The 25,778-nt window shown below is 70.0% G+C and carries 22 protein-coding genes; 15 read left to right on the forward strand and 7 right to left on the reverse strand.

What is annotated here, in order from left to right:
• The first annotated feature begins 36 nt into the window (after window positions 1-36).
• The 5 genes from OG741_RS30025 to OG741_RS30045 all read left to right on the forward strand — a co-directional run bounded on the left by OG741_RS30025 (window position 37) and on the right by OG741_RS30045 (window position 5,698).
• Window positions 37-1,167, forward strand: a complete 1,131-nt coding sequence (locus OG741_RS30025; RefSeq protein ID WP_405603062.1) for an acyl-CoA dehydrogenase family protein — start codon at window positions 37-39, stop codon at window positions 1,165-1,167.
• Window positions 1,164-1,562, forward strand: a complete 399-nt coding sequence (locus tag OG741_RS30030) for a RidA family protein (protein WP_405603064.1) — start codon at window positions 1,164-1,166, stop codon at window positions 1,560-1,562. Before OG741_RS30025 ends, OG741_RS30030 begins: the two co-directional genes overlap by 4 nt.
• A gap of 61 nt (window positions 1,563-1,623) precedes the next feature.
• On the forward strand, window positions 1,624-2,469 hold the full coding sequence (locus OG741_RS30035) for an alpha/beta fold hydrolase (protein WP_405603066.1): 846 nt from the start codon (window positions 1,624-1,626) through the stop codon (window positions 2,467-2,469).
• 86 nt (window positions 2,470-2,555) lie between these two features.
• On the forward strand, window positions 2,556-4,106 hold the full coding sequence (locus OG741_RS30040) for an MFS transporter (protein WP_405603068.1): 1,551 nt from the start codon (window positions 2,556-2,558) through the stop codon (window positions 4,104-4,106).
• Window positions 4,107-4,222: 116 nt separating this feature from the next.
• Window positions 4,223-5,698, forward strand: a complete 1,476-nt coding sequence (locus tag OG741_RS30045; protein ID WP_405603070.1) for a PP2C family protein-serine/threonine phosphatase — start codon at window positions 4,223-4,225, stop codon at window positions 5,696-5,698.
• On the opposite strand, the gene OG741_RS30050 is transcribed toward OG741_RS30045, so the two are convergent.
• Genes OG741_RS30050 through OG741_RS30075 form a run of 6 tightly spaced genes read right to left on the reverse strand, consistent with a single transcriptional unit; the run spans window position 5,695 to window position 11,660 of the window.
• The gene (locus tag OG741_RS30050) at window positions 5,695-5,970 is read right to left on the reverse strand and encodes a hypothetical protein (protein WP_405603072.1); all 276 of its coding nucleotides are present in this window, start codon (window positions 5,968-5,970) and stop codon (window positions 5,695-5,697) included. The genes OG741_RS30045 and OG741_RS30050 overlap by 4 nt on opposite strands.
• 8 nt (window positions 5,971-5,978) lie before the next feature.
• Window positions 5,979-6,977: an ABC transporter ATP-binding protein gene (locus OG741_RS30055; RefSeq protein ID WP_405603073.1), complete on the reverse strand. Its 999-nt coding sequence runs from the start codon at window positions 6,975-6,977 to the stop codon at window positions 5,979-5,981.
• Window positions 6,974-7,978, reverse strand: coding sequence for an ABC transporter ATP-binding protein (locus OG741_RS30060; protein ID WP_405603075.1), 1,005 nt, complete (start codon window positions 7,976-7,978; stop codon window positions 6,974-6,976). Before OG741_RS30060 ends, OG741_RS30055 begins: the two co-directional genes overlap by 4 nt.
• Complete coding sequence (locus tag OG741_RS30065; protein ID WP_405603077.1) at window positions 7,978-8,964, reverse strand: ABC transporter permease; 987 nt, start codon at window positions 8,962-8,964, stop codon at window positions 7,978-7,980. Before OG741_RS30065 ends, OG741_RS30060 begins: the two co-directional genes overlap by 1 nt.
• On the reverse strand, window positions 8,961-9,893 hold the full coding sequence (locus tag OG741_RS30070; RefSeq protein WP_266482033.1) for an ABC transporter permease: 933 nt from the start codon (window positions 9,891-9,893) through the stop codon (window positions 8,961-8,963). Before OG741_RS30070 ends, OG741_RS30065 begins: the two co-directional genes overlap by 4 nt.
• Before the next feature lie 15 nt (window positions 9,894-9,908).
• Entirely contained in the window at window positions 9,909-11,660 is a 1,752-nt protein-coding gene (locus OG741_RS30075; RefSeq protein ID WP_405603079.1) for an ABC transporter substrate-binding protein, read from the reverse strand.
• Window positions 11,661-11,900: 240 nt separating this feature from the next.
• On the opposite strand from OG741_RS30075, the gene OG741_RS30080 reads away from it, so the two are divergent.
• From OG741_RS30080 to OG741_RS30125, 10 genes are all read left to right on the forward strand, one after another.
• On the forward strand, window positions 11,901-13,055 hold the full coding sequence (locus OG741_RS30080) for an NAD(P)/FAD-dependent oxidoreductase (RefSeq protein WP_405603080.1): 1,155 nt from the start codon (window positions 11,901-11,903) through the stop codon (window positions 13,053-13,055).
• A 28-nt stretch (window positions 13,056-13,083) separates the two neighbouring features.
• Window positions 13,084-13,398 carry a (2Fe-2S)-binding protein gene (locus tag OG741_RS30085; RefSeq protein ID WP_324987141.1) on the forward strand — a complete coding sequence of 105 codons (315 nt, stop codon included), beginning with the start codon at window positions 13,084-13,086 and terminating at the stop codon, window positions 13,396-13,398.
• Window positions 13,379-14,842 carry an NAD(P)/FAD-dependent oxidoreductase gene (locus OG741_RS30090; RefSeq protein ID WP_405603082.1) on the forward strand — a complete coding sequence of 488 codons (1,464 nt, stop codon included), beginning with the start codon at window positions 13,379-13,381 and terminating at the stop codon, window positions 14,840-14,842. Before OG741_RS30085 ends, OG741_RS30090 begins: the two co-directional genes overlap by 20 nt.
• 71 nt (window positions 14,843-14,913) lie before the next feature.
• The gene (locus OG741_RS30095) at window positions 14,914-15,822 is read left to right on the forward strand and encodes a dihydrodipicolinate synthase family protein (protein ID WP_405603084.1); all 909 of its coding nucleotides are present in this window, start codon (window positions 14,914-14,916) and stop codon (window positions 15,820-15,822) included.
• Between the two features lie 31 nt (window positions 15,823-15,853).
• Complete coding sequence (locus OG741_RS30100; protein ID WP_405603086.1) at window positions 15,854-16,858, forward strand: proline racemase family protein; 1,005 nt, start codon at window positions 15,854-15,856, stop codon at window positions 16,856-16,858.
• The gene (locus OG741_RS30105; RefSeq protein WP_405603087.1) at window positions 16,855-18,225 is read left to right on the forward strand and encodes an aldehyde dehydrogenase family protein; all 1,371 of its coding nucleotides are present in this window, start codon (window positions 16,855-16,857) and stop codon (window positions 18,223-18,225) included. Before OG741_RS30100 ends, OG741_RS30105 begins: the two co-directional genes overlap by 4 nt.
• 47 nt (window positions 18,226-18,272) lie before the next feature.
• On the forward strand, window positions 18,273-18,959 hold the full coding sequence (locus OG741_RS30110; RefSeq protein WP_405603088.1) for a GntR family transcriptional regulator: 687 nt from the start codon (window positions 18,273-18,275) through the stop codon (window positions 18,957-18,959).
• A gap of 378 nt (window positions 18,960-19,337) precedes the next feature.
• Complete coding sequence (locus OG741_RS30115; protein ID WP_405603089.1) at window positions 19,338-20,603, forward strand: alpha/beta fold hydrolase; 1,266 nt, start codon at window positions 19,338-19,340, stop codon at window positions 20,601-20,603.
• 65 nt (window positions 20,604-20,668) lie between these two features.
• Window positions 20,669-21,859: a M6 family metalloprotease domain-containing protein gene (locus tag OG741_RS30120; RefSeq protein WP_405603090.1), complete on the forward strand. Its 1,191-nt coding sequence runs from the start codon at window positions 20,669-20,671 to the stop codon at window positions 21,857-21,859.
• Between the two features lie 288 nt (window positions 21,860-22,147).
• A complete protein-coding gene (locus tag OG741_RS30125; RefSeq protein WP_405603092.1) occupies window positions 22,148-24,121 on the forward strand; it encodes a collagenase in 1,974 nt (657 codons plus the stop codon).
• A gap of 96 nt (window positions 24,122-24,217) precedes the next feature.
• Here the strand turns inward: OG741_RS30125 and OG741_RS30130 are convergent, their stop codons facing one another.
• A complete protein-coding gene (locus OG741_RS30130; protein WP_324987218.1) occupies window positions 24,218-25,747 on the reverse strand; it encodes a UDP-N-acetylglucosamine 1-carboxyvinyltransferase in 1,530 nt (509 codons plus the stop codon).
• Between the last annotated feature and the right edge of the window lie 31 nt (window positions 25,748-25,778).

The following is a 25,778-nucleotide window of genomic DNA, read 5'->3' on the forward strand; positions in this document are numbered from 1 at the left end:
CCCCCGATCCCCGGGCCGCATGAAATGGGGGCACGAATGCCCGTATTCTCGCTCGATCCGGAACAAACCGCCCGATGTGCTCAGCTGCGTACGCTGGCAGCCGAGCAGTTGCGCCCGATCGCCGACAAGGGGGAACCGGGCCACGTCAATCGCCCCTTGGTGGCCGCCCTCGGTGAACTAGGGCTCCTGGGCCGGCTGTTCGGAGCCGGGGCGCTGGAACTGTGCCTGCTGCGCGAATCCCTCGCCCACGGATGCACGGAGGCCGAAACCGCCCTCGCCCTCCAGGGCCTGGGCAGCTACCCCATCGTCCAGGCGGGCACCGCGGCCCAGCAGGAGCGCTGGCTCCCCGACGTGATCATCGGGCGCGCCGTGGCCGCCTTCGCGCTCAGCGAGCCGGACGCGGGCTCGGACGCGGCGGCCCTCGCCCTCCGGGCCGAGCCGGATGGTGAGGGCTGGCGCCTGAGCGGCGAGAAGCGCTGGATCTCCAACGCGCCCGAGGCCGACTTCTACACCGTCTTCGCCCGTACGACCGAGGGCGCCGGAGCACGCGGCGTGACGGCGTTCCTCGTCCCCGCCGACCGGCCGGGGCTGACCGGAACCGCCCTGGAGATGCTCTCGCCGCACCCCATCGGCGCGCTGACCTTCGCCGATGTGCCCGTGACCAGGGACGACGTCCTCGGTGACGTGGACGGTGGCTTCCGTGTCGCGATGAACACCCTGAACCTCTTCCGGCCCAGCGTCGGCGCCTTCGCCGTCGGTATGGCCCAGGCTGCCCTGGACGCGGCCATCGACCACACCGCCCGCCGCACGGCCTTCGGCGGCCCGCTCAAGGACCTCCAGTCCGTCGCCCACCAGGTCGCCGAGATGGCCACCCGCACCGAGGCCGCGCGGCTGCTGGTCTACGCGGCCGCCGCGGCGTACGACGAAAGGGCCGCCGACGTGCCGAAGCGGTCCGCGATGGCGAAGCTGCTCGCGACGGAGACCGCGCAGTACGTCGTGGACGCGGCCGTCCAGCTGCACGGCGCCCGCGGGCTCCAGCGCGGTCATCTGCTGGAACATCTGTACCGGGAGGTCCGCGCGCCGCGGATCTACGAGGGCGCGACCGAGGTCCAGCGCACGATCATCGCCAAGGAGCTGTACGCAAGCGTCAAGGAGCCGCACGCATGAGCCTGCACCGTCACAATCCGGCCGAGCTCTCGCCCCCCACCGGCTTCTCGCACGCCATCACGGCCACCGGCTCGCGGCTGGTGTTCCTGGCCGGGCAGACCGCGCTGAACCCCGGCGGCAAGATCGTCGGCGAGACGCTGCCCGAGCAGTTCGAGACGGCCCTGGCGAATCTGCTCACCGCACTCGCGGCCGCCGGCGGCGCCCCGCAGGACCTCGCCCGTGTCACGGTCTACGCCACCGATGTCGCCGGCTATCGCGCCCACGCCCCTGAACTGGGCCGTATCTGGCGGCGGTTGGCGGGCCGCGACTATCCCGCGATGGCGGTGATCGGAGTGGACCGGCTCTGGGACGAGGAGGCCATGGTGGAGCTGGACGGCACGGCGGTGCTGCCCTGACCGGACTCTGGCGGGCCGCCACCCCCAATACATAACATCGTTATGACACGAGGGAGAGGCCATGCCGGAGATCGAGCTCAGCGCGGGGACGATCACCTACGAGGACAGCGGAGGCACGGGCCCCGTCGTCGTCCTGCTGCACGGGCTCGTCCATGACGCGACGGTCTGGCGCAAGGTCGTCGCCGGCCTGCGGCGCGACCACCGCTGCATCGCCCCGACCCTCCCGTACGGCGCCCACCGCACCCCCATGCGCCCGGGCGTCCCCCTGAGCCCCGACTCCGTCAACGAGCTGATCGCGGAGTTCCTCGACCGCCTCGACCTGTGCGGCGTCACCCTGGTGGAGAGCGACTGCGGCCGCGCCCAGACCGTCGCGGCCCGCCACCCCGAGCGGCTCGCCCGGCTGGTGCTGATCTCCTGCGAAGCCTTCGACAACTACCCGCCGGGAGCGCCCGGAAAGATGATCTCGTTCGTCTGCAAGGTGCCCGGCGGCATCGCGCTGACCGCCCGGATCCTCGGGCTGAAACCGCTGCGCCGGCTGCCCATCGGCTTCGGCGCGCTCACCAAGCGTCCCGTACCCGACGAGATCATCGACAACTGGCTGCGTCCACTGCTGACCGACAAAGCGATCAGGTCGGACTTCAAGCGCTACAACGCGGGCCTGCGCAAGACCGAACTTCTCGAGGCGGCCGAGGGGCTGCGGAAGTTCGACAGGCCCGCGCTGGTGGTCTGGGCCACCGAGGACCGGATGATGCCGCGCGAACACGGCAGGCGGCTCGCCGAACTGCTGCCCGAGGGGCGGCTGCTGGAGATCGAGGACAGCTGCACGCTCATCGCCGAGGACCGGCCCGACGCGCTCACCGAGGCACTGCGCGCCTTCGTCGCGGAGCCCTCCGGCGGCGGATCTTGATCGACTGGTGGCGGGCTCGCCGTAGGTTTACCGTTCATTAGTGGACGGAACCGTCTACAGACCCTCGTGTGAGGGCTCGATGCGCCATGACGACCCCGCAGCCGGTACCCACATCGCAGATCGCCGCCTCGAACAAGATGAGCGGCGGCGATGTGATCGCACTCCTCGTCATCGCATCCTGTCAGTTGATGGTGGTCCTCGACATCACCATCGTGAACATCGCGCTCCCGCACATCCAGAGCTCGCTGGACTTCTCCACCACGAGCCTGTCCTGGGTGGTCAACGCCTACACGCTCACGTTCGGCGGCCTGTTGCTCCTCGGTGGCCGTATGGGCGACATCCTCGGCCGACGCAGGGTCTTCATGTTCGGAGTGCTGCTGTTCGCACTCGCCTCGCTGCTCGGCGGCCTGTCCCAGAACTCCGGTCAGCTGCTGGCATCGCGCGCCCTGCAGGGCGTCGGCGGCGCCATCGCATCGCCGACCGCGCTCGCGCTGATCACCACCACCTTCACCGAAGGCCCGAAACGCAACCGGGCGTTCGGTGTTTTCGCGGCCGTCTCCGCGGGCGGCGCCGCGATCGGCCTGCTGGCGGGCGGCATCCTCGTCGAATGGCTCGACTGGCGCTGGGTGTTCTTCGTCAATGTGCCCATCGCCCTGCTCATCGCTCTGGCAACTCCCCGCCACATCAAGGAGTCCGAACGCCATCCGGGCCACTTCGACCTGGCGGGTGCGTTCACTTCGACCCTCGGCATGGTGGCGCTGGTCTATGGCTTCATCCGGGCTGCTCAGGAAGGCTGGCGCGATCCGTGGACGATTGCGTCGTTCTGCGCCGCGGTGGTGCTTCTCACTTCGTTCATTCTGATAGAGCGCCGATCCAAGCAGCCGATCACGCCCCTGCACATGTTCGCCGACCGCAACCGGTCGGGCACGTACGGAATCATGCTCAGCATTGCTGCCGCGATCTTCGGCATGTTCTTCTTCCTCACGCTCTTCGTGCAGAACGTGCTCGACTTCAGCCCGCTGGAGGCCGGTCTCGCCTTCCTGCCGGTGAGCGCGGTCGTCGCGGTGGGCGCGGGCATCGCCTCTCAACTCCTGCCGAAATACGGCCCGAAGCCCTTTATGGTGACCGGTTCGATCCTGTGCGCGGTGGGTCTGTCCTGGCTGACCCTGACCGATATCCACTCCACGTATCTGGGCAGCATCCTGGGACCGATAGTGGTCTTCGGCTTCGGCATGGGCCTGAACTTCGTCTCGCTGACGCTGATGGCCGTCTCCGGCGTGGCCACGCACGAGACAGGTGCGGCGTCCGGCATGCTCAACGCGACCCAGCAGGTGGGCGGTTCGCTGGGGCTGTCCATCCTGGTCACGGTGTTCGGCACGGCCAGCCGCAACGAGGCCGACGACCAGGTGCCGAGCTTCCTCGCCCAGGCGACCCCGGTGGAGAAGCTGCAATTCCAGCGCACCGGCCAGCTTCCACGGCCCTTCAGCGATGAGGTCCTCACCTCGGGAGTCTCCGCCGCGTTCGTCGCGGCCGCCATCTTCACCGTCGTCGCGGCCGTGATCGCCGTCCTTGCCATCCAGGTCCGCCCCGCCGACCTGGCACGCCTCCAGGGCGGTGTCACTGCCGGCCGGCCCTGAACCCCTCCCGCCATCCGGCCCGCATCCTCGCCCGGTGCGGGCCCGGACCTGTGATGCGCGGGGACGAGGGGCGCATAAGACTTGAGGACAGCGCCCGTGCGGGAGGAGGTGATCGTGTGCGTGCCGACTCGCCGGACGGACGCGGGGACGCGTCCTCGCAGCCTCGGGCCTCGGTGGGGCTCGCCGTCCTCGGCACGGACATGAGATATCTCTTCGCGGACCCGGTCTACTGCCGTGTCTCGGGCGAAATACGCGCAGGGCTGGAAGGCAGGGCCGTCAGCCCCCGGGCCGAGCTGAGCGTCGGCCCGGCGGCGCTCGTCGCCGCCGTCCTGGCCGACGGGTGCCCCCGTACGCATGTGACGCCCGTCAGCCGCTGCACCTGGCAGCAGCTGACCATCCGCGGGGAGGTGGCCGGTCTGGTGGGCCTGGTCGTCGAGAGCCTCACTCCGGCCGACCGGCTGCACATGGCGGACGCCGCCGACCGGATCGGGACGACGCTCGACGAGAGAACCACCTGTCTGGAGGTAGTGAGCTTTCTCGGTTCGGGACTGGCCGACGCGGCCGCTGTGGACCTGCTGCCGCGGGAGACGCAGCCCGGCGGCGGGCCGGGCGTGGAGCGGGCCGCCGTGGCGGGTCATGCCGAGCTGCTGCCCCCGTACGCGCCCCTTGCCGTACTGCGCGGCCGGACGGCCCTCGATGAAGGCCGGCTAGCGGTACCCCTCAGCATCCACGACCATGTCCTGGGCGCCGTCCTCATCGCCCGGGCGTCCGGCAGCTTCACCGACCGCGACCTGCTGATCGCCCGGTCGGCGGCCCACCGGGCCGCGGTGGCCATCGAGCACGCCCGCCTCTTCGGCCAGGCGCAACGCACCGCGGTCGAGCTCCAGCGGGCCCTGCTGACCGACCCCGGACTGCCGCACCCGAACCTCCAGTTGGCCACGCGCTACCTCCCCGCCGGCTCGGCCGACCTCGTGGGCGGGGACTGGTTCGAGACCGTACGCCTGCACTTCGGGCGCACGCTGCTGGTGATGGGCGATGTGATGGGCCACGGGGTGGAGGCGGCGGTCGACATGAACAGCTACCGCTCGGCCCTGCGCGGCGTGGCGGCCGCCGACCTACCGCCGCACCGGGTCCTGCGCCGCCTGGACATGGACATCTCCGACGCCTCCGCCCGCCGCCCCGCCACCTGCCTGCTCGCCCGGGTGGACCCGGCGCGCATGCTCGCGTCTTTCTCCAGCGCGGGCCATCTGCCGCCCGTCGTCTTCAGCAACGAAGGCGTGGCCCACCTGGTCAATGTCCCGGTCGGACCACCGCTCGGGACGGGCGTGGGCGGCTACGAACTCGTCTCGCGCACCTTCGACCCCGGTGACACCCTGCTCCTGTTCACCGACGGCCTCGTCGAACGCCGCAGCGAGGACATTGACACCTCCCTCGCCCGCCTGGCCCACGTCCGCCCCGACCCGGGCGGCACACTCGACGACCTGGTCGACGAGGTCCTCCACGAACTCGACGCCGCCCACGCGGAGGACGACGTCGCGGTCATGGCGGCGCGCATCCGCCGCAAGGCCGCGCCGGACGACGACGCCTCCTAGCCGAGTGCAGCTGTCGCGGCCCGGAGTTCGGCGAGTGCGTGGCGTGCGAGCTCGGTGAACGTCTGCTGGTTGGCCGGATCGGCCCACTCGTCGAAGGCGTGGTAGAAGGCGCGGACGCCGAGTTCGGCGGCGAGGCTCGCGGTCGGTTCCTGTACGCCGCGCTCGCGGAGTGCGTCTGCGATGGCTCCGGCAAGTCCGGCGCGCTTGAGGGCGGCGCGCTCCTGCAGCTCGGAACAGTTGTGCCCCGGATCCGTTGTGCGGATCCGGGGCACAGCCGTGTTCAGGCCGCCTCGGGGAAGTGGCAGGCGACCTCCCTCGGCTCGCCGGGTGCGGCGATCCGCAGCAGTGGTGCCTCGGCGCGGCAGATGGCCTGGGCCTTGGGGCAGCGCGGGTGGAAGGTGCAGCCCGGTGGGGGAGAGGCCGGGCTGGGCGGGTCGCCCAGGAGCGTGATGCGCTCGCGGGCACGCTCGGCCGCGGGGTCGGGCAGGGGCACCGCGGAGAGCAGCGCCCGGGTGTAGGGGTGGGCGGGGGCGGCGTACACCCGCTTCTTGTCGCCGATTTCGACGATCCGGCCGAGGTACATGACGGCGACCCGGTCGCAGACCCGCTTGACCACCGAAAGGTCGTGGGCGATGAAGAGGTAGGCCAGGCCGAGCTCCTGCTGGAGGCGTTCCATGAGGTTGACGATCTGGGCCTGTACGGAGACGTCGAGGGCGGACACGGGCTCGTCGGCGACGACCAGCCGGGGGCTGGTGGCGAGCGAGCGGGCGATGCCGATGCGCTGGGCCTGGCCGCCGGAGAACTCGTGGGGATAGCGGTCGATGTGCTCGGGGATGAGTCCGACCAGGTCCATCAGCTCCGCTGCCCGCTTGCGTGCGTCCGCCGCTGAACTCCCTTGCGCCAGAAGGGGGTCGGAGATGATCCGGGCCACGGTCTGGCGTGGATTGAGGGAGGAGTGCGGGTCCTGGAAGACCATCTGGAGTTCGCGGCGCAGTGGCCTCAGTTCGCGCTGGGACAGATGGCTGATGTCGTGGCCGTCGTAGGTGATCGAGCCGGTGGTGGGTTCCAGGAGCCGTACGATCATGCGCCCGGTGGTGGACTTGCCGCAGCCGGACTCGCCGACCAGGCCCAGCGTCTCCCCGGCGGCCACATCGAAGCTGATGCCGTCGACGGCTCGCACGGGATCCGCGCGGCGGCGCTTTCCCGGGAAGGCCATCGTTACGTCCCGCACACTGAGGAGCGGCCGCACGCTGAGGAGTGGCTGAGCTGTACTGGTCATGACGCGACGCCTTCGTATGCGGGGAGGTGGCAGGCAGCCGGATGCTCGGCCGGTCCGGAGAGCAGGGGCCGTTCGGTCTCGCAGCGCAGCCGCTCGCTCCCCGAGGCGCCTGCCGCCCGGGGGCAGCGGGGCGCGAACGCACAGCCGGGGCCGGGTGCCAGCAGGGACGGCGGGCTTCCGGGGATGGCCCGCAGCGGTTCGTCGTCGCTGTCGTCGAGCCGGGGCAGGGAGTCGAGCAGCCCGCGCGTGTAGGGGTGGGCGGGGGTTGCGAACAGGTCGTCCACCGGGGCCTGTTCGGCCGCGCGCCCGCCGTACATCACCAGCACCTCGTGGGCGACCCGGGCGACCACCCCGAGATCGTGGGTGATCATGACGACGGCGAGTCCGCGCTCCTCCTGCAGCCGGGCGATCAGCTCCAGGATCTGGGCCTGGACGGTGACGTCGAGGGCGGTGGTCGGCTCGTCCGCGATGAGGAGTTCGGGCTCGCAGGCCAGCGCCATGGCGATCATCACACGCTGGCGCATCCCGCCGGAGAACTGGTGCGGATACTCGCCCGCCCTGCGTTCCGGCTCGGGGATGCCGACCTCGGCGAGCATCTCCACGGCCCGCCTGCGGGCCACCGCACGGCGGGAGTCGAAGTGAACCCGGTGGTGTTCGGCGATCTGCTCGCCGACCGTGTAGTACGGGTGGAGGCTGGAGAGCGGGTCCTGGAAGATCATGGCCATCCGGCGGCCCCGCAGCCGGTTCAGCTCCCGTTCCGGGAGCCCCAGCAGCTCCTGTCCTTCGAGGCTGATGGAGCCGGTGACCTCTGCGGCGGTGTGCAGCCCGAGCACCGCCATCGAGGTGACGGACTTGCCCGAACCGGACTCGCCGACGATGCCCAGGGTGCGGCCCCGGTGGACGTCGAAGCTGAGCGAGTCCACGGCCCGCACCGGCCCCCGCTTTGTCCCGAAGGTGACACTCAAGTCCCGTACGGTCAGCAGAGATTGGCTTCCGGTCATCAAAACCTCACCCTCGGGTCGACGACGGCGTACAGCAGGTCGACGGCCAGGTTGGCGACGACGATGAAGGTGGCGGCGAGCAGCGTGACCCCGAGGATGACCGGCTGGTCCCCGCTGGCGAGCGCGCCGTAGAAGAGCCGGCCGATGCCCGGGAGTCCGAAGATGGACTCGGTGATGACGGCGCCCGCGAGGAGCCCGCCCAGGTCCATGCCGAAGATGGTGAGGATCGGCGTCATGCCGGCCCGCAAACCGTGTTTGACGACGACCGTGCGACGCGGCAGACCCTTGGCGCGGGCAGTGCGGATGAACGGCTCCGCCATCGTCTCGATCATCGAACTGCGGCTCTGGCGTGCGTACATGGCCGCGTACAGAATGGCGAGTGCCAGCCACGGCAGGAGCAGGTTGGTCGCCCAGTCGAGGGGGTCGCTGCCGAAGGACACGTACTGCGGATAGGGGAACAGCCCCGCCACCCGGATCAGCCCGTAGATGAGCATCATCGAGGTGAAGTACACGGGCATCGAGGCGGCGCCGACCGCGCCGATCATCAGGACCCGGTCGAGCAGGGTGTCCTTGCGCAGGGCGGCGGTGACCCCGGCGGTCAGGCCGAGGAGCAGCCACAGCACCGCCGCGCCGAACGCCAGCGAGGCGGAGACCGGAAGCCGGTCCATCAGCAGGCCCCAGACTGACTCGCTGTTCTCGTACGAGTAGCCGAGGCAGGGAAAGCCGCAGTGCAGCGCGTACTGGCCGCTGCCCAGGGTGCGGCCGGTGAAGATGCCGCTGAGGAACTCCCAGAACTGCACCCAGATCGGCTGGTCCAGGCCCATGTGGGCGCGGATCGCCGTCAGGCGTTCGGCGCTGCACGACTTGCCGCAGGCCGCGGCGGCCGGGTCGGAGGGCAGGACGTAGAAGATGGTGAAGGTGACGGCGGCGATCGCGATCAGCACGCCGATCACGCCGAGCAGCCGGCGGCCGAGGTAGCGGGTCATGTGCGGCTTCCCCTCGGGTCGAGGATGTCCCGCAGCGCGTCTCCGAGGAGGGTGAAGGCGAGCACGGCGAGGAAGAGGCAGATGCTCGGGATGACGAAGTACATGGGATCCGTGTCGTAGAACGCGACGCTCTCGGCGATCATCTGGCCCCAGGACGGGGTGGGCGGGCGGACGCCGACGCCCAGATAGCTCAGGGCCGCCTCGGTGGCGATCATGCCCGGGATGATCAGGGTGGTGTACGCGATGACCGGCCCGGCGACGCCGGGGAGGATGTCGCGGGTGAGGATCCGCCAGGACCCCGATCCGCCCACCCGCGCGGCGTCGACGTACTCGCGGTGCTTGAGCGAGAGCGTCTGGCCGCGCACCACGCGGGCGATGCCGGGCCAGCCGAACAGCCCGATCACCGCGGTCATCAGCACGATCCGGTTGACGTCCTTGGCCACCGACATCATCGCGATCATGAAGATGAGGGAGGGGAAGGACATGGTCAGGTCCATGATCCGGCTGAGGACCGCGTCGGTGCGGCCGCCGAAGTAGCCGGCCGCGATCCCGGCCGCCGTCCCCGCGACCACGACGATCGCGGTCGCGGTGAAGGCGATCAGGAGGGAGACCTGGGCGCCGTGCACGACCCGGGCGAACAGGTCGCGGCCGGTGACGGGTTCGACGCCCAGCCAGTGGTCGGCGGAGATCCCGCCGAGCGGTCCGAGCGGCAGCCCGCCCAGGTAGGGGTCGACGGCGGACTTGTCGAACTCCTCGGGCGACCAGCCGCCCAGTGCGCTCAGCAGGGGCGCGGCGGCGGCCATGACGACGAAGAGCGCGACAATGACGAGGGAGATCTTGACGGAGGTGCGGCGGCGTAGTTCCGCGCGGGCCAGCTGCCAGGGGCCGCTGCCCGCCGGAACCTCCACCGGTGCTGTTGTGAGAGCCATGATCTTTACGAGCCCTCAGCCCTGGCTCTTGGACGGGTCCTTGAGGCCGACTGTGGCGTAGTCGAGCTGACCGCCGAAGGAGGTCTGTCCGTAGGCGCCGGCGATGTTGCTGCCGAGCACCAGGGGCCAGCGGCGGACCAGGACCGGTACGGCGGGGGCCTTGGCGAGGATCTCGCCGTCCAGCTGCTGCCAGGCGGTGTTGGCCTGCTTGGCGTCGGTCATGGCGGCGATTTCGTCCATCCGCTTCATGGTCGGCTCGTCGCGGAAGAGCGAGTGGTTGCCGGAGTTGCCCTTCTCCTTGATGTAGCGGCCGTCGAAGACGAACGGCAGGAAGGTCGAGCCCGACGGGTAGTCGGGGCACCAGCCCGTGTACGCGATGTCGGTGCGGTTCTTGGTGTCGCCGATCGTCGCGTAGAACGCCGACGGGTCGACGGTCTCGATGGTGACCTTGATTCCGGCCTTGCCCAGCGACTGCTGGATCGCCTCGGCCCGCCCCTTGTCCCCGGTCGAGACGGTCATCTTCGTCGCGAACCCGTCCGGCTTGCCCGCCGCCTTCAGCAGCTCCTTCGCCTTCTCGACGTCACCGGTCGCGGGGATCTTCAGCGTGTCCGGTTCCTTGCCGTCGAAGAGCGTGGCCGGCATGTAGGCGGTGGACAGGTCGTTGAAGGCGGGGCCGCCCGATGCGGTGAGCACCGAGTCCCTGTCGAGCGCGTACTGCACGGCCTGACGGACCTTCAGGTCATTGAACGGGGCCCGCCCGGTGTGCATTTGGACCATGTCCGTGCAGTTGGTCGACTCGGCGATCAGCCGCTTGCGTACCTCCGCGTTGGGCAGCACCTTGGCCGCGCTCTCCGGGCGCAGCGCACCCCAGGAGACGGCGGAGGCGTCAGCGCCCTGGCTGGCGATCAGGCGGTCGTCGATCTGGTTCGCCTTCAGCCCCATCACCATGACCAGCTTGTCCGGGTACGCCTTGCGCACCTGGTCGGTCGAGGCGTCCCAGTTGGTGTTGCGCACCAGCACCAGCTTCTTTCCGCGCTGGTACGACTCGATCTTGTACGGGCCCGAGGAGAACGGCCGGTTGTCGTACTGAGGCCCCTTGTCCTTGCCCTTGGGCACCGGGGCGAAGGTCGGCATGACGGTGGCGTTGGGGAACTCCGCGAAGGGCTTGCGGAGTTCGAAGACGATCGTGTGGTCGTCGGGCGTCTTGATGGAGGCGAGGTGCTTGCCCTCGGCGGGCCCCTGGTAGCCGTCGGCGCCGGCCAGATAGCGGGCCGCGTAGTCGGCGCCGCCGGGCAGGTCGGGGGAGAAGGACCGCTCCACGTTGTACTTGATGTCCTGCGCGGTGACGGGCGTACCGTCCTCGTACTTGACTCCCTGCTTGAGGCGGAAGGTCCAGGTCTTGGCGCCGTTGGAGGAGGTGCCGAGATCGGTCGCGAGGTCCGGGACGAGTTCACCGCCCCCGGTGCCGGGGGCCGCCTTGTAGGTGACCAGGGTGCGGTAGAGCAGCCGTGTCCCGAACTCCATGTCGCTCATCACCCAGTTGCGGGCCGGATCGAGGTGGGTGAAGTCCTGGTTGGACAGGACGGTGAGGGTGCCGCCCTTCTGCGGAGTGCCGCCGACCACGGCGCCTTGGTTGGCGGTCGCAGGGTTCTTGCCGTCGGCACCTTTGCCGCCGGACGGTTGCTTGGAGCCGGAACAGCCGGCTGCGCCGAGTGTGACGGTCGCCGCCAGGGCGGTGGCGACGGCGGTGAGGGTGCGCGTGTTCATCAGTGGTCACTCCGAGAACAGTCGGCCAGCCAGGGGCTGGAATGTGACAGGTAACATAGTAATGTGAAATTGCACTGACAAGGTGCTGGCGAGCCCGTTACTCACCTGTGTCCGAGTGGGCGCGCCACCGAGGGCGCCGGATGCCGTCGAGGGAAGGATGGGTGCCTTGCTGCGGAGGCGAGCGCGGGTGGATCGCGCGAAGCCCTTGGCATCGGGTATGCAATGTGAAATATTACTGTCGTGCCCAAGAGAAACACCTCGGACGTCATCGTCGTCGGTGCGGGCGTGATCGGCGCAGCCTGCGCCTACTACGCAGCGCGAGCCGGCCTCTCCGTCACCGTGGTCGACCGCGGCCCCGTCGCGGGCGGCACCACGGGTGCCGGCGAGGGCAACCTGCTGGTCTCCGACAAGGAGCCCGGACCCGAACTCGAACTCGCGCTGCTGTCCACCGGATTGTGGCAGGAACTGGCCGAGCTGCTCCCGCCGCAGATCGAATACGAACCCAAGGGCGGCCTCGTCGTCGCCTCCGGGGAGGCCGGGATGCGCGCCCTGCGCGACTTCGCGGCCGGACAGGACAAGGCCGGTGTGCGGGCGGAGGAAGTCACGGCGGACCGGTTGAACGACCTGGAGCCGCATCTGGCCCCCGGCCTGGCGGGTGGCTTCCACTACCCCCAGGACGCGCAGGTCATGCCGGCCCTGGCGGCCGCGCATCTGCTGCGCGCGGGCGGCGGGCGGGTGCGCCTCAGACTCGGCGAGGAGGTCACCGGCCTGCTCACCACGGCGGACGGATCGGTACGCGGGGTGCGTACGGTGGCCGGCGACATGCATGCCCCGTACGTGGTCAACGCCGCCGGCACCTGGGGCGGTGAGCTGGCCCGGCTCGCCGGCGTCGAGCTTCCCGTGCTGCCCCGGCGCGGATTCGTTCTCGTCACGGAACCGCTGCCGCGCGTGGTGCGGCACAAGGTGTACTCCGCGGACTACGTCGCCGATGTCGCGAGCGGTTCCGCCGCGCTCCAAACCTCGGCCGTGGTCGAGGGCACCCCGGCGGGCCCGGTCCTGATCGGTGCCAGCCGGGAACGGGTCGGCTTCGACACCACGTTGTCGACCGAGGTGGTGCGCCGCCTGGCGGTGCAGGCCACCGCACTGTTCCCGGTCCTGGCCGGGGTCCGGGCGATGCGGACGTATGCGGGGTTCCGCCCGTATCTGCCCGACCATCTCCCTGCCATCGGCCACGATCCGCGGGTGCCGGGCCTGCTGCACGCCTGTGGTCACGAAGGCGCGGGGATCGGGCTTGCCCCCGCCACCGGGCTGCTCATCGCGCGCTGCCTGGACGGCGGTGAACCACCGCTGGACCTGGGCCCGTTCCATCCCGGCCGCTTCGAAGCCGCAGCTTGACCCCGTCTGCTACGAGAGGAGGCCCGCAGTGGCCCGTACCCCCACCGACCTGGTCGGGGCGAACCCCGGCCCGTCGTTCGAGATCACGATGGACGGCAGTCCGGTCACCGCCCTGCCAGGGCAGTCCGTCGCCGCAGCCCTGTGGACCGCGGGCATCCTCGCCTGGCGCACCACGCGCAAGGCCGGCCGCCCGCGAGGTGTCTTCTGCGGCATCGGGCAGTGCTACGACTGCCTCGCCACCATCAATGGGGAGCCCAACCGCAGAGCCTGTCTGGTGCCCGCCGCTCCCGGCGACGTGATCACCACCCAGGAGGGACACGGCCATGCCCGCCTCGGCGTCTGAACCGTACGACCTCGCGGTGATCGGAGCGGGACCGGCCGGTCTCGCAGGTGCCGTCACCGCCGCCGAACTCGGCCTGTCCGTAGCCATGTTGGATGGATCGCCGCAGCACGGCGGACAGTTCTACCGGCATCCGGCGGCCGGCCTGGGGGCGGCGCGGCCCGAGGCACTGCACCACGACTGGGCCGCCTTCGCCGAGCTCCGCCGACGCCTGGAGCAGAGCGACGTCAGCCACCTCTGCGGACACCATGTCTGGGCGGTCACCAAGGAGGAGGACGGTCTGTGGGCGGTGCACGCCGTCACCGGGGCCGACGGCACCGCGGAGCGGTCGGTGCGGGTGACGGCCCGTACGGTCCTGTTCGCGACCGGGGCGTACGAACGTCAACTGCCCTTTCCCGGCTGGACCCTGCCGGGTGTCGTGGGTGCCGGGGGAGCGCAGGCCATGCTCAAGTCCGGCCTGGTGCTGCCCGGTAAGCGCGTTGTCGTGGCGGGCAGCGGCCCCCTGCTGCTCGCGGTCGCCACATCGCTGGCCGCCGCGGGCGCACGCGTCCCGGCGGTGGTCGAGGCATCCGGCTATCTGCGGTACGCCCGCAGCCCCGGGGCGCTTGTCACCAACCCGCACAAGCTGGCGGAGGCCGCGGTCCACGGCGCCGCTCTGCTGCGGCACCGGGTGCGGGTGCGGCTGCGCAGCGCGGTCACCCAGGTGCACGGCACCGACCGGGTGGAGGCCGTGACCGTCGCCCGGCTCGACCGCGACTGGCGGCCCGTACAGGGGGCGGGCCGGCGGATCGAGTGCGACGCGCTCGCTGTGGGGCACGGCCTTGCCCCGCAGATCGAACTGGCCACCGCGCTCGGCTGCGCCACCCGCCCCCTGGGGGACGGGACAACCGCCCTGGCCCTGGACGGCCTTCAGGAGACCTCGGTGCCTGGCCTGTGGGCGGCGGGGGAGACCGGGGGAGTCGGTGGCGTGCGGCTCGCCCGCTCGGAAGGGGAACTGGCCGGGCTGGCGGCTGCCGCCAGACTGCACGGGCACCCCGTCCGTGAAGGGCGCGTCCGCGAGCTGCAACGCCGCCGGGACCGTATGCGCGCCTTCGCCGACGCGATGACCGCCGCCCATGCCCCGGCACCGGGCTGGGCGGGCTGGCTGACCGACGACACGGAGGTGTGCCGCTGCGAGGAAGTATCCGCCGGCAGCATCCGCGAAGCCGTCACCGACCTCGGGGCCCGCGACGCACGCACCGTCAAACTCCTCACCCGGGCCGGTATGGGATGGTGTCAGGGGCGGATGTGCGGGGCGGCTGTAGCGTGCCTCGCGGCCCGCGAGGGTGCCGTGGAACCACCCGCTGAACGCCGTCCGTTCGCCGTGCCCGTTCCGCTCTCGGCACTCGCTTCGCTCGCCGGACCCCCCGAGACCGGGCCCGACCCGGCTCCGGGCGCCGACCACTGACCCGCGGTCCCCCTTGTGGGCGCCGCATACGTAGCAGTAAAATGTCACACATTATAGAGAGGGCTCAACTCATGACAGGCACCGCCTGGAACAGCACCCGTCCCTGGCGCGGGATCATGGTGGCCACCGCGCTGCCCCTGCGCGACGATCTGTCCGTCGACTACGACGCGTACGCCGAGCACGTCCGCTGGCTGATCGAGAACGGCTGCGACGGTGTCGTGCCGAACGGTTCGCTCGGCGAGTACCAGACCCTCACCGACGAGGAGCGGGCCCGCGTGGTCCACACCGCCGTCGACGCCGCGGGCGACGGCGCGCGGGTCATGCCCGGTGTCGCCGCCTACGGCAGCGCCGAGGCCCGCCGCTGGGCCGAGCAGGCGGCCGAAGCCGGCTGCGGCTCGGTCCTCCTGCTGCCCCCGAACGCCTACCGGGCCGACGAGCAGGCCGTCCGCGCCCACTACACCGAGGCCGCCGAGGCGGGGGTGCCGGTCGTCGCGTACAACAACCCCATCGACACCAAGGTGGATCTGACGCCCGGGATGCTGGCCCGTCTGCACCAGGACGGCAGCATCGTCGCCGTCAAGGAATTCACCGGCGACGTACGGCGCGCGTACGAGATCGCCGAACTCGCTCCGGAACTCGACCTGCTGATCGGCGCGGACGACGTCCTGCTCGAACTCGCCCTGGCCGGTGCGGTCGGCTGGATCGCCGGATACCCCAACGCGTTCCCCGCCACCTGCGCCGAGCTGTACAAGGCCGCCGTCGCCGGTGACCTGGACACCGCCCTGCCGCTCTACAAGTCCCTGCACTCGCTGCTGCGCTGGGATTCGAAGACGGAGTTCGTCCAGTCCATCAAGCTGTCCATGGACATCGTCGGCCGCCGCGGCGGCCCCACCCGCCCGCCGCGCTCCCCTCTCACCGGGGAGATCGAGGCCGGAGTCCGGGCCGCCACCGAGAAGGCCGTCGCCGACGGTCACCACTGACCGCATCCGCGCTGCTTCGAAAGGATTGATCGTGCGCACGCGACACGTCTTCCACGCAGTCGATTCGCACACCGAGGGCATGCCCACCCGGGTGATCACCGGCGGCGTCGGGGTGATCCCCGGCGCCACCATGGCCGAGCGCAGGCTGCACTTCATCGAGCATCTGGACCATCTCCGGACGCTTCTGATGTACGAGCCGCGGGGCCATGCCGCGATGAGCGGGGCGATCCTCCAGCCGCCGACCCGGCCCGACGCCGACTTCGGGGTCCTCTACATCGAGGTGTCCGGGCTGCTGCCGATGTGCGGGCACGGCACGATCGGCGTCGCCACCGTCCTTGTCGAGACGGGCATGGTGCCGGTGAGCGAACCGGTCACCACGGTGCGGCTCGACACCCCGGCCGGCCTTGTCAGCGTCGACGTAGCGGTCGAGGAGGGCGCGGCGAAGTCGGTCACGCTCACCAATGTGCCCTCCTTCTGTGTCGGCCTGGACCGCAAGGTGGACGTCCCCAGGTACGGGACGGTCACCTACGACCTCGCGTTCGGCGGCAACTTCTACGCCTTCGTCGAGCTCGACGACCTGGGGCTGCCGTTCGACCGCGCCCGCAAGGACGACCTGCTGGCCGCCGGGCTCGCGGTCATGGACGCGATCAACGCCTCGCCGGACCGGCCCGTCCACCCGGAACAGCCGGAGATCGCCGGGGTCAAGCATGTCTACCTGGCGGCTCCCGGCTCGAACGCCGAGCACTCGCGGCACGCGATGGCGATTCACCCGGGCTGGTTCGACCGCTCCCCGTGCGGCACCGGCACCTCGGCACGGATGGCACAGCTGCACGCTCGCGGTGTGTTGCCCCTGGGCCGCGATTTCGTCAACGAGTCCTTCATCGGGACGCGCTTCACCGGCCGCCTCCTCTCCCGGACGGAGGTCGGCGGGCTGCCCGCCGTCGTGCCGGCCATCACCGGCCGCGCCTGGATCACCGGCACCGCCCAGTACTTCCTCGACCCGGACGACCCCTTCCCCGGAGGCTTCCTCCTGTGACCAGCATCGTCTCCCACAACCCGGCCGACCCCACCGACGTACTCCTCAACATCCCGACTCCCGGCGCGTTCGCGACGGTTGACGCCGTCGAGCGGGCCCGTGCCGCCCAGCCCGGCTGGCTGATCGGTGGCGCGGCCGCGCGTTCGGCGGCCCTCACCGCGGTCGCCGCCGGCATCGAGGCCGCCGCGGACGAGCTTGCCCACCTCGCCGTGCGCGAGGTGGGCAAGCCGCTCGCCGAGGCCAGGGCCGAGGTCGCGCGGACCGTCGCGATCTGGCGGTACTACGCCCAGGCCCCCTACGAACCCACCGGAGCCGTCCACGAGCCCGCGGCCGGCCCCGGACTCCTCCTCACCCGCCGGCGCCCGCACGGCGTCGCGGGCCTCATCACACCCTGGAACTTCCCCTTCGCCATCCCGAGCTGGAAGGCCGCCCCGGCACTCGCCGTGGGCAACGCGGTCGTCCTCAAGCCCGCTCCGGAAGCGACGGCGTGTGCCCAGCGACTGGCAGAGATCGTCCAACAGAGCCTGACAGCAGGGGTGTTCACCGTGCTGCCCGGCGGGGCGACCGAGGGCAACGCACTCGTTTCCGCCGCCGACGTCGTCTCCTTCACCGGCTCGACAGCCGTCGGCCAGGCAGTCGCACGTGCCGCCACGGCCCGGGGCATCCCCGTCCAGTCGGAGATGGGCGGCCTGAACGCGGCCCTCGTCCTGCCGGACGCCGACATCGAGCAGGCCGCGGTCCACATCGCCGCCGCGATCGCCGGATACGCCGGCCAGAAGTGCACCGCCACCAGCCGCGTGATCGCGGTCGGCGCGGCCCTCGACCCTCTGCGCGAGGCACTCTCCGAGGCGCTGCGGACCGTCCCGGTCGGCGACCCCGCCGACCCGTCCACCGTGTGCGGACCACTGATCAACGGACAGGCCCGCGATCAGGTCAGCAGTGCCTGGGAGGGCTCCTCGGTGCTCGCGGGCGGCACCGTGCCCGACGGCCCCGGCTGGTACACGGCCCCGACCCTGGTCGAGAAGGTGTCCCCGGGCCACCGGCTGCTTCGCGAGGAGGTCTTCGGGCCCATCGCGGCCCTGCTGCCCGCCGACGACCTCACCCATGCGGTACGGATCACCAACTCGGTCCCGTACGGCCTGGTCACCTCGGTCCACACCGCGGACCTGGACACCGCCCTGAACGGACTGGATCAGCTCGACACCGGAATGATCCGGATCAACGCCCCGTCCAACGGCGTCGACTTCCATCTGCCTTTCGGCGGCGCCAAGGCATCCAGCCACGGTCCGCGCGAACAGGGTCACTCGGCCTTGGAGTTCTACACCTCCAGCCGTACGTACACCCTGTCACCTGTGAAAACAACGTGACATTGTACGCTGGTGATCCGCTCCGGCATGAAGGGATCACCACCGTTATGGGGCACCTGAAGCAGCGCGACCTCAACGCCACCCGCGAGCGGCTGCGCGACCAGGTCGCCCACGCCCTGCGGGCCGCCCTGATCTCCGGCGAGCTGCGGCCGGGCGAGGTGTACTCGGCACCGGTCCTCGCCGAGGACTTCGGGATCTCCGCGACGCCCGTGCGCGAGGCGATGCTCGACCTGGCCCGGGAGGGCCTGGTCGAGCCCGTCCGCAACAAGGGGTTCCGGGTCACCGAGGTCAACGAGCGCGATCTCGACCAGTACACCGAGATCCGTGCCCTGATCGAGATCCCCACGGTCGGCCGGATCACCCGGTCCGCAGCCCGTGAGGCACTGGAGGCGCTGCGGCCGGTCGCCGAGGAGATCGTCCGGGCCGCGCGCGAGCACGACCTCATCGGCTATCTGGAGGCCGACCGGCAGTTCCACCTCTCGCTCCTCGCCCTCTCCGGCAATGAGAGGCTCGTCGAAACCGTCGGCGACCTGCGCAAGCGATCCCGCCTGTACGGGCTCACGGCCCTCGACGAGCGCGGCGGGCTGATCCCCTCGGCCGAGGAACACCTGGAACTCCTGGACCTGATGCTCGCCGGCGACGCGAAGGGAGCGGAGAAGCTCATGGCCAAGCACCTGAGCCATGTCCGCTCCCTCTGGGCCAAGAGCGGGACCGCGGCGAAGAGCGCGGGCTAGGGCGTGCTTGAGCAGTAGCTCCCCCAGAGCTTCGCCTGGGAGGGACCCCCACCCCGCGACGCCTGGCACGCGCACTCGCGGTGTTGTCGGAGTCGCCCAAGTACGTCCAGTACGTGGGCGATCTCCCCCAGGTGCCCCCACCGCCTTGCGACTGCACGCACCAGACGCCGCGGGGCCCGCCCTGCGGGCGGACGGCGCTACTTCTCAAACACGCCCTAGCGGCCCGTTCGCGTCGGGCCACGGCCGACTCGGGCCGCGCCGCCCTCCATAACGTGGAGTTATGCGGACGTGGGGGCTCCCCACCGACAGTCGGCCGCATCATGCTGATCTGTGCAATGTCACACTGCATGCTGCGGCTCTGGGCTGTGAAAGGGATCCATGAACCCCGCGTACGCGACTGTCGACCACGTCTTCACCGTCCCTCTGGACCACTCCGCCCCCAGCGGACCGGGCATCCAGGTCTTCGCCCGTGAGGTCGTCGACCCGGCCCGAGCCGGTGAGCGGCTTCCCTGGCTGCTCTACCTGCAGGGCGGCCCGGGCGGCAAATCACCGCGTCCGTCGGCCGGTTCACCGAGCTGGCTGGCCCAGGCGCTCAAGACCCACCGGGTGCTCCTGCTGGACCAGCGCGGCACCGGCCGCTCCACCCCGATCACCGCCCGGTCCGCCGCCCGCTTCACCTCCCCCGCCCAACTCGCCACGTATCTCGGCCACTTCCGTGCGGACGCCGTGGTCGCCGACGCGGAACTGATTCGCCATCAGCTCTGCGGTGAACAGCCCTGGGAGACTCTCGGCCAGAGCTACGGCGGCTTCATCACCCTCACGTACCTCTCCCAGGCGCCCGAGGGACTGCGCGCCTGCTACGTGACCGGTGGTCTGCCCGGCCTCACCGCCACCGCCGACGACGTATACGCCCGCACCTACCCGCGGGTGCGGGACCGCGTCCTCGACTTCTACGCCCGCTACCCCGACGACGCCCCACGCCTCCGCAAGATCGCCGATCTCCTCGCGGCCACCGAGGTCCGCCTGCCCAACGGAGACCGCCTCACCACCCGCCGCCTGCGCACCCTCGGACTCGCCCTCGGCATGGGCGACGGCTTCGAACGGATCCACTGGCTGCTCGACGAATCGCTGGACGCCGGCGGCGAGCCGAGCGACACCTTCCTCCACCAGGTGATGGCCCTCACCGGCTTCACCGACAATCCGCTGTTCGCCGTGATGCAGGAGACGCTCTACGGTCAGGGCGCGGGTTCGAGCGGCTGGGCCGCCTCGAGGGCGCTCGAGGACCTCCCCGAATTCGCCGAGGACGCGGATCCCCTTCTCCTCACCGGAGAAATGATCTACCCGTGGATGTTCCGCGACATCACGGGTCTGCGCCCCTTCGCGAACGCCGCCGACCTGCTGGCCGAACGCGCCGACTGGCCGCCGCTGTACGACCCGCACCGCCTGGCCGCCAACCAGGTCCCCCTCTCCGCGATCGTCTACCACGACGACATGTATGTGGACGCCGCACTCTCCCTGCGCACCGCGCGCGAAGTCGGCGGCACCCGCGTCTGGATCACCAATGAGTGGGAACACGACGGCGTCACTGCCTCCGGCGGCCGCGTGCTGGCCCGCCTGATGGACCTGGCCGCTGACCGCGCGTAACCCCCTCCTCTTCCGTCCTTCCCCTTCCCTTCCGCCTATCTACCACTGCCTCTGATGGGAGAGACATGTCCACTCTGCCGACCACCCGCCTGCGGCCCCTCGCCGCCGCAATCGCCCTTGCCTCCTGTCTTGCCGCCCCGACCACGGCGACCGCTGCCGCCGAGCCCAATTCGCCTGCTCCGGCCGCTGATTGTGCTCTTGTCGGCAAGACCGGCTGGACCGACGAAGGCCACAACACCGACGCGAACCAGTTCCAGCCCTCCAGAGGCGTCCGCCGCGTCCTCACCCTGTTCGTCGACTTCCCCGATGCTCAGGCCACGGACTCCACCGATGCGTACGCCGCCCAACTCGCCCCGGCGGCCGACTGGATGAGCCGCGCCAGCTACGGCCGCTCCCAGCTCGCCATGAGCTCGTTGCACCGGTGGATCCGGATGCCCGCGGACTCCGGCTCGTTCGGGTTCGCGCGCGGCCTCACCTTCGAGACCCACGAGAAGTACGTACGCGACGCCATCACCGCAGCCGACCCCTACGCGGACCTCTCCCAGTACGACATGGTCTATGTCGTCCCCACGAAGGCAGCGGCCGCGATCTCCTTCTCCCCGACCTACCTCTTCGACCCGAACACGTCCGGTGTCACCGCCGACGGCACCCGTCTCAAGTGGGCGGTCACCTTCGGACAGGACATGTGGCGCTGGGGATACAAGGTCGCCGCCCACGAGACCGGTCACACCTTCGGCCTCCCGGACCTGTATTCCTTCACCGCCCCCACCCACCAGTACGCCGGTGGCTGGGACGTCATGGGCAACATCGCGGGACCCGCCCCGCAGTACCTCGGCTGGCACTCGTGGAAGCTCGGCTGGACCCGCGACAACCAGGTCGCCTGTCTGCCCGGGCCCGGACGCCGCACGGTACGGCTGACCCCGGTGGAGCGCCCCGGCGGGACCAAGATCGCGGTACTGCGCACCGGCGAGACCACGGCGTATGTCGCGGAGTCCCGCCGTGCCGAGGGCAATGACGAGGCCGCCTGTTCCACCGGCGTGCTCATCTACAAGGTCGATTCCGCCGCTCAGACCGGCGAGGGACCGGTCAGGGTCATGAACGCCAACCCGACCGCCACCCCGCCCACTGGTTGCACCCAGCTGGACATGGCCGCCTACGCGCCTGGCCAGACCTTCACCGACCCGGACACCGGAGCCCGTATCGATGTCCTCGCGGACGGCTGGGCAGGGGACGTGGTGCGGCTCAGCAAGGCGTGAAGACCCATGGCCTGCTGATCCCGCGTGATGTTCCGGCAGGGTGAAGTTCACCCTGCCGGACACCTTGCCCTCTCAAGGTCCGTGACAGGACCACTCTCTGACGACTCATCAGTTTCTTTTGCTGCTTGCAACCCTCTTTCACTGCCATGTGAACTGTGAAATTGTACGGTCACACTTTCCGTGGGCATGACAGCTGCGGGAGGGCTCAACTTCCGCTGCCATCACGGTCCGCACCCCCCCACCGCCGTGCCCCACGCACGGCTGCCGACCGGCCTGGAGGCCATTGCCATGCGCAGACCCCCCACCCTCAAGAAACTCGCCCAACTGCTGATACCCACCGTGGCCGCCGCCGGCCTGGGGCTCACCATGCTCGCTCCCCATGGCGCGGCGGCCCCGGCCGGCTCCGGGGCACCCAAGCCCGCACCGAGGTCGGCCCCCGCCCCACAGCCCGCCTCCGCAACCGTGCTTGCCGCCGATCTCGCACCCGGACACGCCGTCGACCCCGCGGGATCGGCCACGAATACCTCGAACCCCGCGCAACGGCCTCCGCTCCCCGCGGCCCAGAACGCCGCAGAGCGCAAGCAGGCCCGCTCTGCGGCGAAGGCCGCGGCGGACTGCAAGGTCAGCGACTTCACCTCGAAGACGGGCGCTGCCCTGGTCGAGCAGATCAAGCAGTCGGAAACCACCTGTGTCAACACGCTGTTCAGCGTGACCGGTGAGGACTCCAAGGCCCTCTTCCGCGAGGAACAGATGGTCACGGTGGCGAACGCACTCAAGGATGTCGCGGCCAACTACCCAGGTGACAACAGCACTTTCGCGACCCAGGTGGTGCTGTACCTGCGCGCCGGTTACTACATCCAGTACAACCAGCCGGAGAACGTCGGCGAATACGGACCGACGCTGAAGAGCGCCGTCCAGGGCGCCCTGGACGCCTTCTTCGGCTCGTCCCACGCCTTCGACGTCACCGAGGCCAACGGAGAAACCCTGGCCGAGACGGTCACCCTGATCGACAGCTCCGGAGAGAACACCCGCCACCTCGACGTGGTCAAGCGTCTGCAGAAGGACTACAACTCGTCGTACGACCAGTTCTACGGGATGCTCTCGGCGGTCAACAACACCTACACCGTGCTCTTCCGCGGCCACCAGCTGCCGGAGTTCGTGGAAGCCGTGAAGGCGGACCCGAGCGTCCTCACCGGACTGCGTGACTTCGCCGTCGCGCACGATGATCTGCTCGGCACCGACAAGTCCTACCTGGCCGGCAACGCCGGACGCGAACTCGCCCGCTTCCTGCGGCACGCCGACCTCAAGGACACCGTCAAGCCGTTGGTCAAGGAGCTGCTCGGCCGCAGCGAGATCACCGGACGCACCGCCCCGCTCTGGGTCGGCCTCGCTGAGATGACGGACGAGTACGACAAGGAGAACTGCGCCGAGTACGACACCTGTGACCTGCAGAACCGCGTGCGCAACGCCGTGCTGACGGTCAAGCACGACTGCGGTCCGAGCGTGAAGGTCCTCGCACAGGAGCTGACCGCGTCCGAACTGTCGGCCACGTGCGACAGCGTCCTCAAGCAGGACCCGGTCTTCCACGGGATCGTCAAGGACAACGGTCCGGTCAAGGACGACAACAACACCAGCATCGAGATCGTCGCCTTCAACTCCAGTACCGACTACAAGACCTACGCCGGTGTGGTCTTCGGCATCGACACCAACAACGGCGGCATGTACCTGGAGGGCGACCCGGCCGCCGAGGGCAACCAGCCGCGCTTCATCGCCTACGAGCAGCCGGCCCAGGACGGCGCCTTCCAGATCTGGAACCTCAACCACGAGTACACCCACTACCTCGACGGCCGCTACGACATGTACGGCGACTTCGCAGCCGGGCAGACCACCCCGACCGTGATGTGGATCGAGGGTTTCGCCGAGTACGTCTCCTACTCGTACCGCGGCATCACCTACGACAGGGCGATCGAGGAGGCGGGCAAGAACACCTACAAGCTCAGCCAGCTCTTCGGGACCACCTACGACAACGCCGACACCACCCGTATCTACCAGTGGGGCTATCTGGGCGTCCGTTACATGCTCCAGTCGCACCCCCAGGACGTGGCCACCTTGCTCGGCCACTACCGCGCAGGCGAGTACGACGCGGCCTACAGCGTGCTCCGCGACACCATCGGCACCACGTACGACGCCGACTTCGCCGACTGGCTGAGCAAGTGCGCCGGCGGCGACTGCGGCCAACTCCCGGCCCGGAGCGGCCGGTGACAGGGGCCTCGGGCACCGGCAAGAACTGAGCCAGGAGAGCCTGGTGTCCCGCGCATCGTTCGTGCGCGGGACACCAGGCTCGGCGGCATTCCCTGGTCAGATGTCGCGGAAGATCTCGATCTGCGCCCCCACCGAGTTCAGTCGCTCCGCCAGCTCCTCGTACCCCCGGTTGATCACATACACATTGCGCAGCACCGACGTGCCCTCCGCCGCCATCATCGCCAGCAGCACCACCACCGCGGGCCGCAGTGCCGGCGGGCACATCATCTCCGCCGCGCGCCAGCGGGTCGGGCCCTCCACCAGGACGCGGTGGGGGTCGAGCAACTGCAGGCGGCCGCCCAGGCGGTTGAGGTCGGTGAGGTAGATCGCGCGGTTGTCGTAGACCCAGTCGTGGATCAGCGTCTTGCCCAGCGCGACCGCCGCGATCGCCGCGAAGAACGGGACGTTGTCGATGTTCAGGCCCGGGAACGGCATCGGGTGGATCTTGTCGATCGGCGCCTCCAGTTTGGAGGGGCGCACCGTCAGGTCCACCAGCCGGGTACGGCCGTTGTCCGCCGCGTACTCGGGCGAGCGGTCGTGGTCCAGGCCCATCTCCTCCAGCACCGCGAGCTCGATCTCCATGAACTCGATCGGGACCCGGCGGATCGTCAGCTCCGACTCGGTGACAACCGCGGCGGCCAGCAGGCTCATCGCCTCGACCGGGTCCTCGGAGGGGGAGTAGTCGACGTCCACGTCGATGTTCGGGATGCCGTGCACGGTCAGCGTGGTCGTGCCGACGCCCTCGACCTTGACGCCCAGCGCCTCCAGGAAGAAGCACAGGTCCTGGACCATGTAGTTGGAGGAGGCGTTGCGGATGACGGTCACGCCGTCGTGCCGGGCCGCGGCCAGCAGCGCGTTCTCGGTCACCGTGTCGCCGCGCTCGGTCAGGACGATCGGGCGGTCCGGCGCGATCGCCTGCTCCACCTTCGCGTGGTACAGGCCCTCCGTCGCGGTGATGTCCAGGCCGAAGCGGCGCAGCGCGATCATGTGCGGCTCGATGGTCCGCGTGCCGAGGTCGCAGCCGCCGGCGTACGGCAGCTTGAAGCTCTCCATCCGGTGCAGCAGCGGGCCGAGGAACATGATGATCGACCGGGTCCGGCGTGCGGCCTCCGCGTCGATGGCGTCCATGTCGAACTGCGCGGGCGGCACGATCTCCAGGTCCACGCCCTCGTTGATCCAACGGGTGCGCACCCCGATGGAGTTCAGCACTTCCAGCAGCCGGAAGACCTCCTCGATACGGGCCACGCGCCGCAGTACCGTACGGCCCTTGTTGAGCAGTGAGCCGCAGAGCAGCGCGACACACGCGTTCTTGCTCGTCTTCACGTCGATGGCCCCGGACAGCCGGCGCCCGCCGACCACCCGGAGATGCATGGGCCCGGCGTAGCCGAGCGAAACGATCTCACTGTCGAGCGCCTCGCCGATGCGCGCGATCATCTCAAGGCTGATGTTCTGATTGCCCCGCTCGATGCGGTTCACGGCGCTCTGGCTGGTGCCGAGTGCTTCGGCCAACTGCGTTTGTGTCCAGCCCCGATGCTGACGGGCGTCACGGATGAGCTTGCCGATGCGTACGAGGTAGTCGTCTGCCATGGCGGCAGGCTATCTCAGATATGAGATGTGA

It is taken from the genome of Streptomyces sp. NBC_01410 (assembly GCF_045040195.1).
Taxonomy (GTDB): domain Bacteria; phylum Actinomycetota; class Actinomycetes; order Streptomycetales; family Streptomycetaceae; genus Streptomyces.

Coding starts and splice junctions, on each gene's coding strand:
- OG741_RS30075 (WP_405603079.1), bottom strand. CDS start 11,660: ATGAACACGCGCACCCTCACCGCCGTCGCCACCGCCCTGGCGGCGACC.
- OG741_RS30065 (WP_405603077.1), bottom strand. CDS start 8,964: ATGACCCGCTACCTCGGCCGCCGGCTGCTCGGCGTGATCGGCGTGCTG.
- OG741_RS30095 (WP_405603084.1), top strand. CDS start 14,914: ATGACAGGCACCGCCTGGAACAGCACCCGTCCCTGGCGCGGGATCATG.
- OG741_RS30025 (WP_405603062.1), top strand. CDS start 37: ATGCCCGTATTCTCGCTCGATCCGGAACAAACCGCCCGATGTGCTCAG.
- OG741_RS30060 (WP_405603075.1), bottom strand. CDS start 7,978: ATGACCGGAAGCCAATCTCTGCTGACCGTACGGGACTTGAGTGTCACC.
- OG741_RS30115 (WP_405603089.1), top strand. CDS start 19,338: ATGAACCCCGCGTACGCGACTGTCGACCACGTCTTCACCGTCCCTCTG.
- OG741_RS30110 (WP_405603088.1), top strand. CDS start 18,273: ATGGGGCACCTGAAGCAGCGCGACCTCAACGCCACCCGCGAGCGGCTG.
- OG741_RS30120 (WP_405603090.1), top strand. CDS start 20,669: ATGTCCACTCTGCCGACCACCCGCCTGCGGCCCCTCGCCGCCGCAATC.
- OG741_RS30090 (WP_405603082.1), top strand. CDS start 13,379: ATGCCCGCCTCGGCGTCTGAACCGTACGACCTCGCGGTGATCGGAGCG.
- OG741_RS30035 (WP_405603066.1), top strand. CDS start 1,624: ATGCCGGAGATCGAGCTCAGCGCGGGGACGATCACCTACGAGGACAGC.
- OG741_RS30040 (WP_405603068.1), top strand. CDS start 2,556: ATGACGACCCCGCAGCCGGTACCCACATCGCAGATCGCCGCCTCGAAC.
- OG741_RS30055 (WP_405603073.1), bottom strand. CDS start 6,977: ATGACCAGTACAGCTCAGCCACTCCTCAGCGTGCGGCCGCTCCTCAGT.
- OG741_RS30070 (WP_266482033.1), bottom strand. CDS start 9,893: ATGGCTCTCACAACAGCACCGGTGGAGGTTCCGGCGGGCAGCGGCCCC.
- OG741_RS30030 (WP_405603064.1), top strand. CDS start 1,164: ATGAGCCTGCACCGTCACAATCCGGCCGAGCTCTCGCCCCCCACCGGC.
- OG741_RS30130 (WP_324987218.1), bottom strand. CDS start 25,747: ATGGCAGACGACTACCTCGTACGCATCGGCAAGCTCATCCGTGACGCC.
- OG741_RS30125 (WP_405603092.1), top strand. CDS start 22,148: ATGCGCAGACCCCCCACCCTCAAGAAACTCGCCCAACTGCTGATACCC.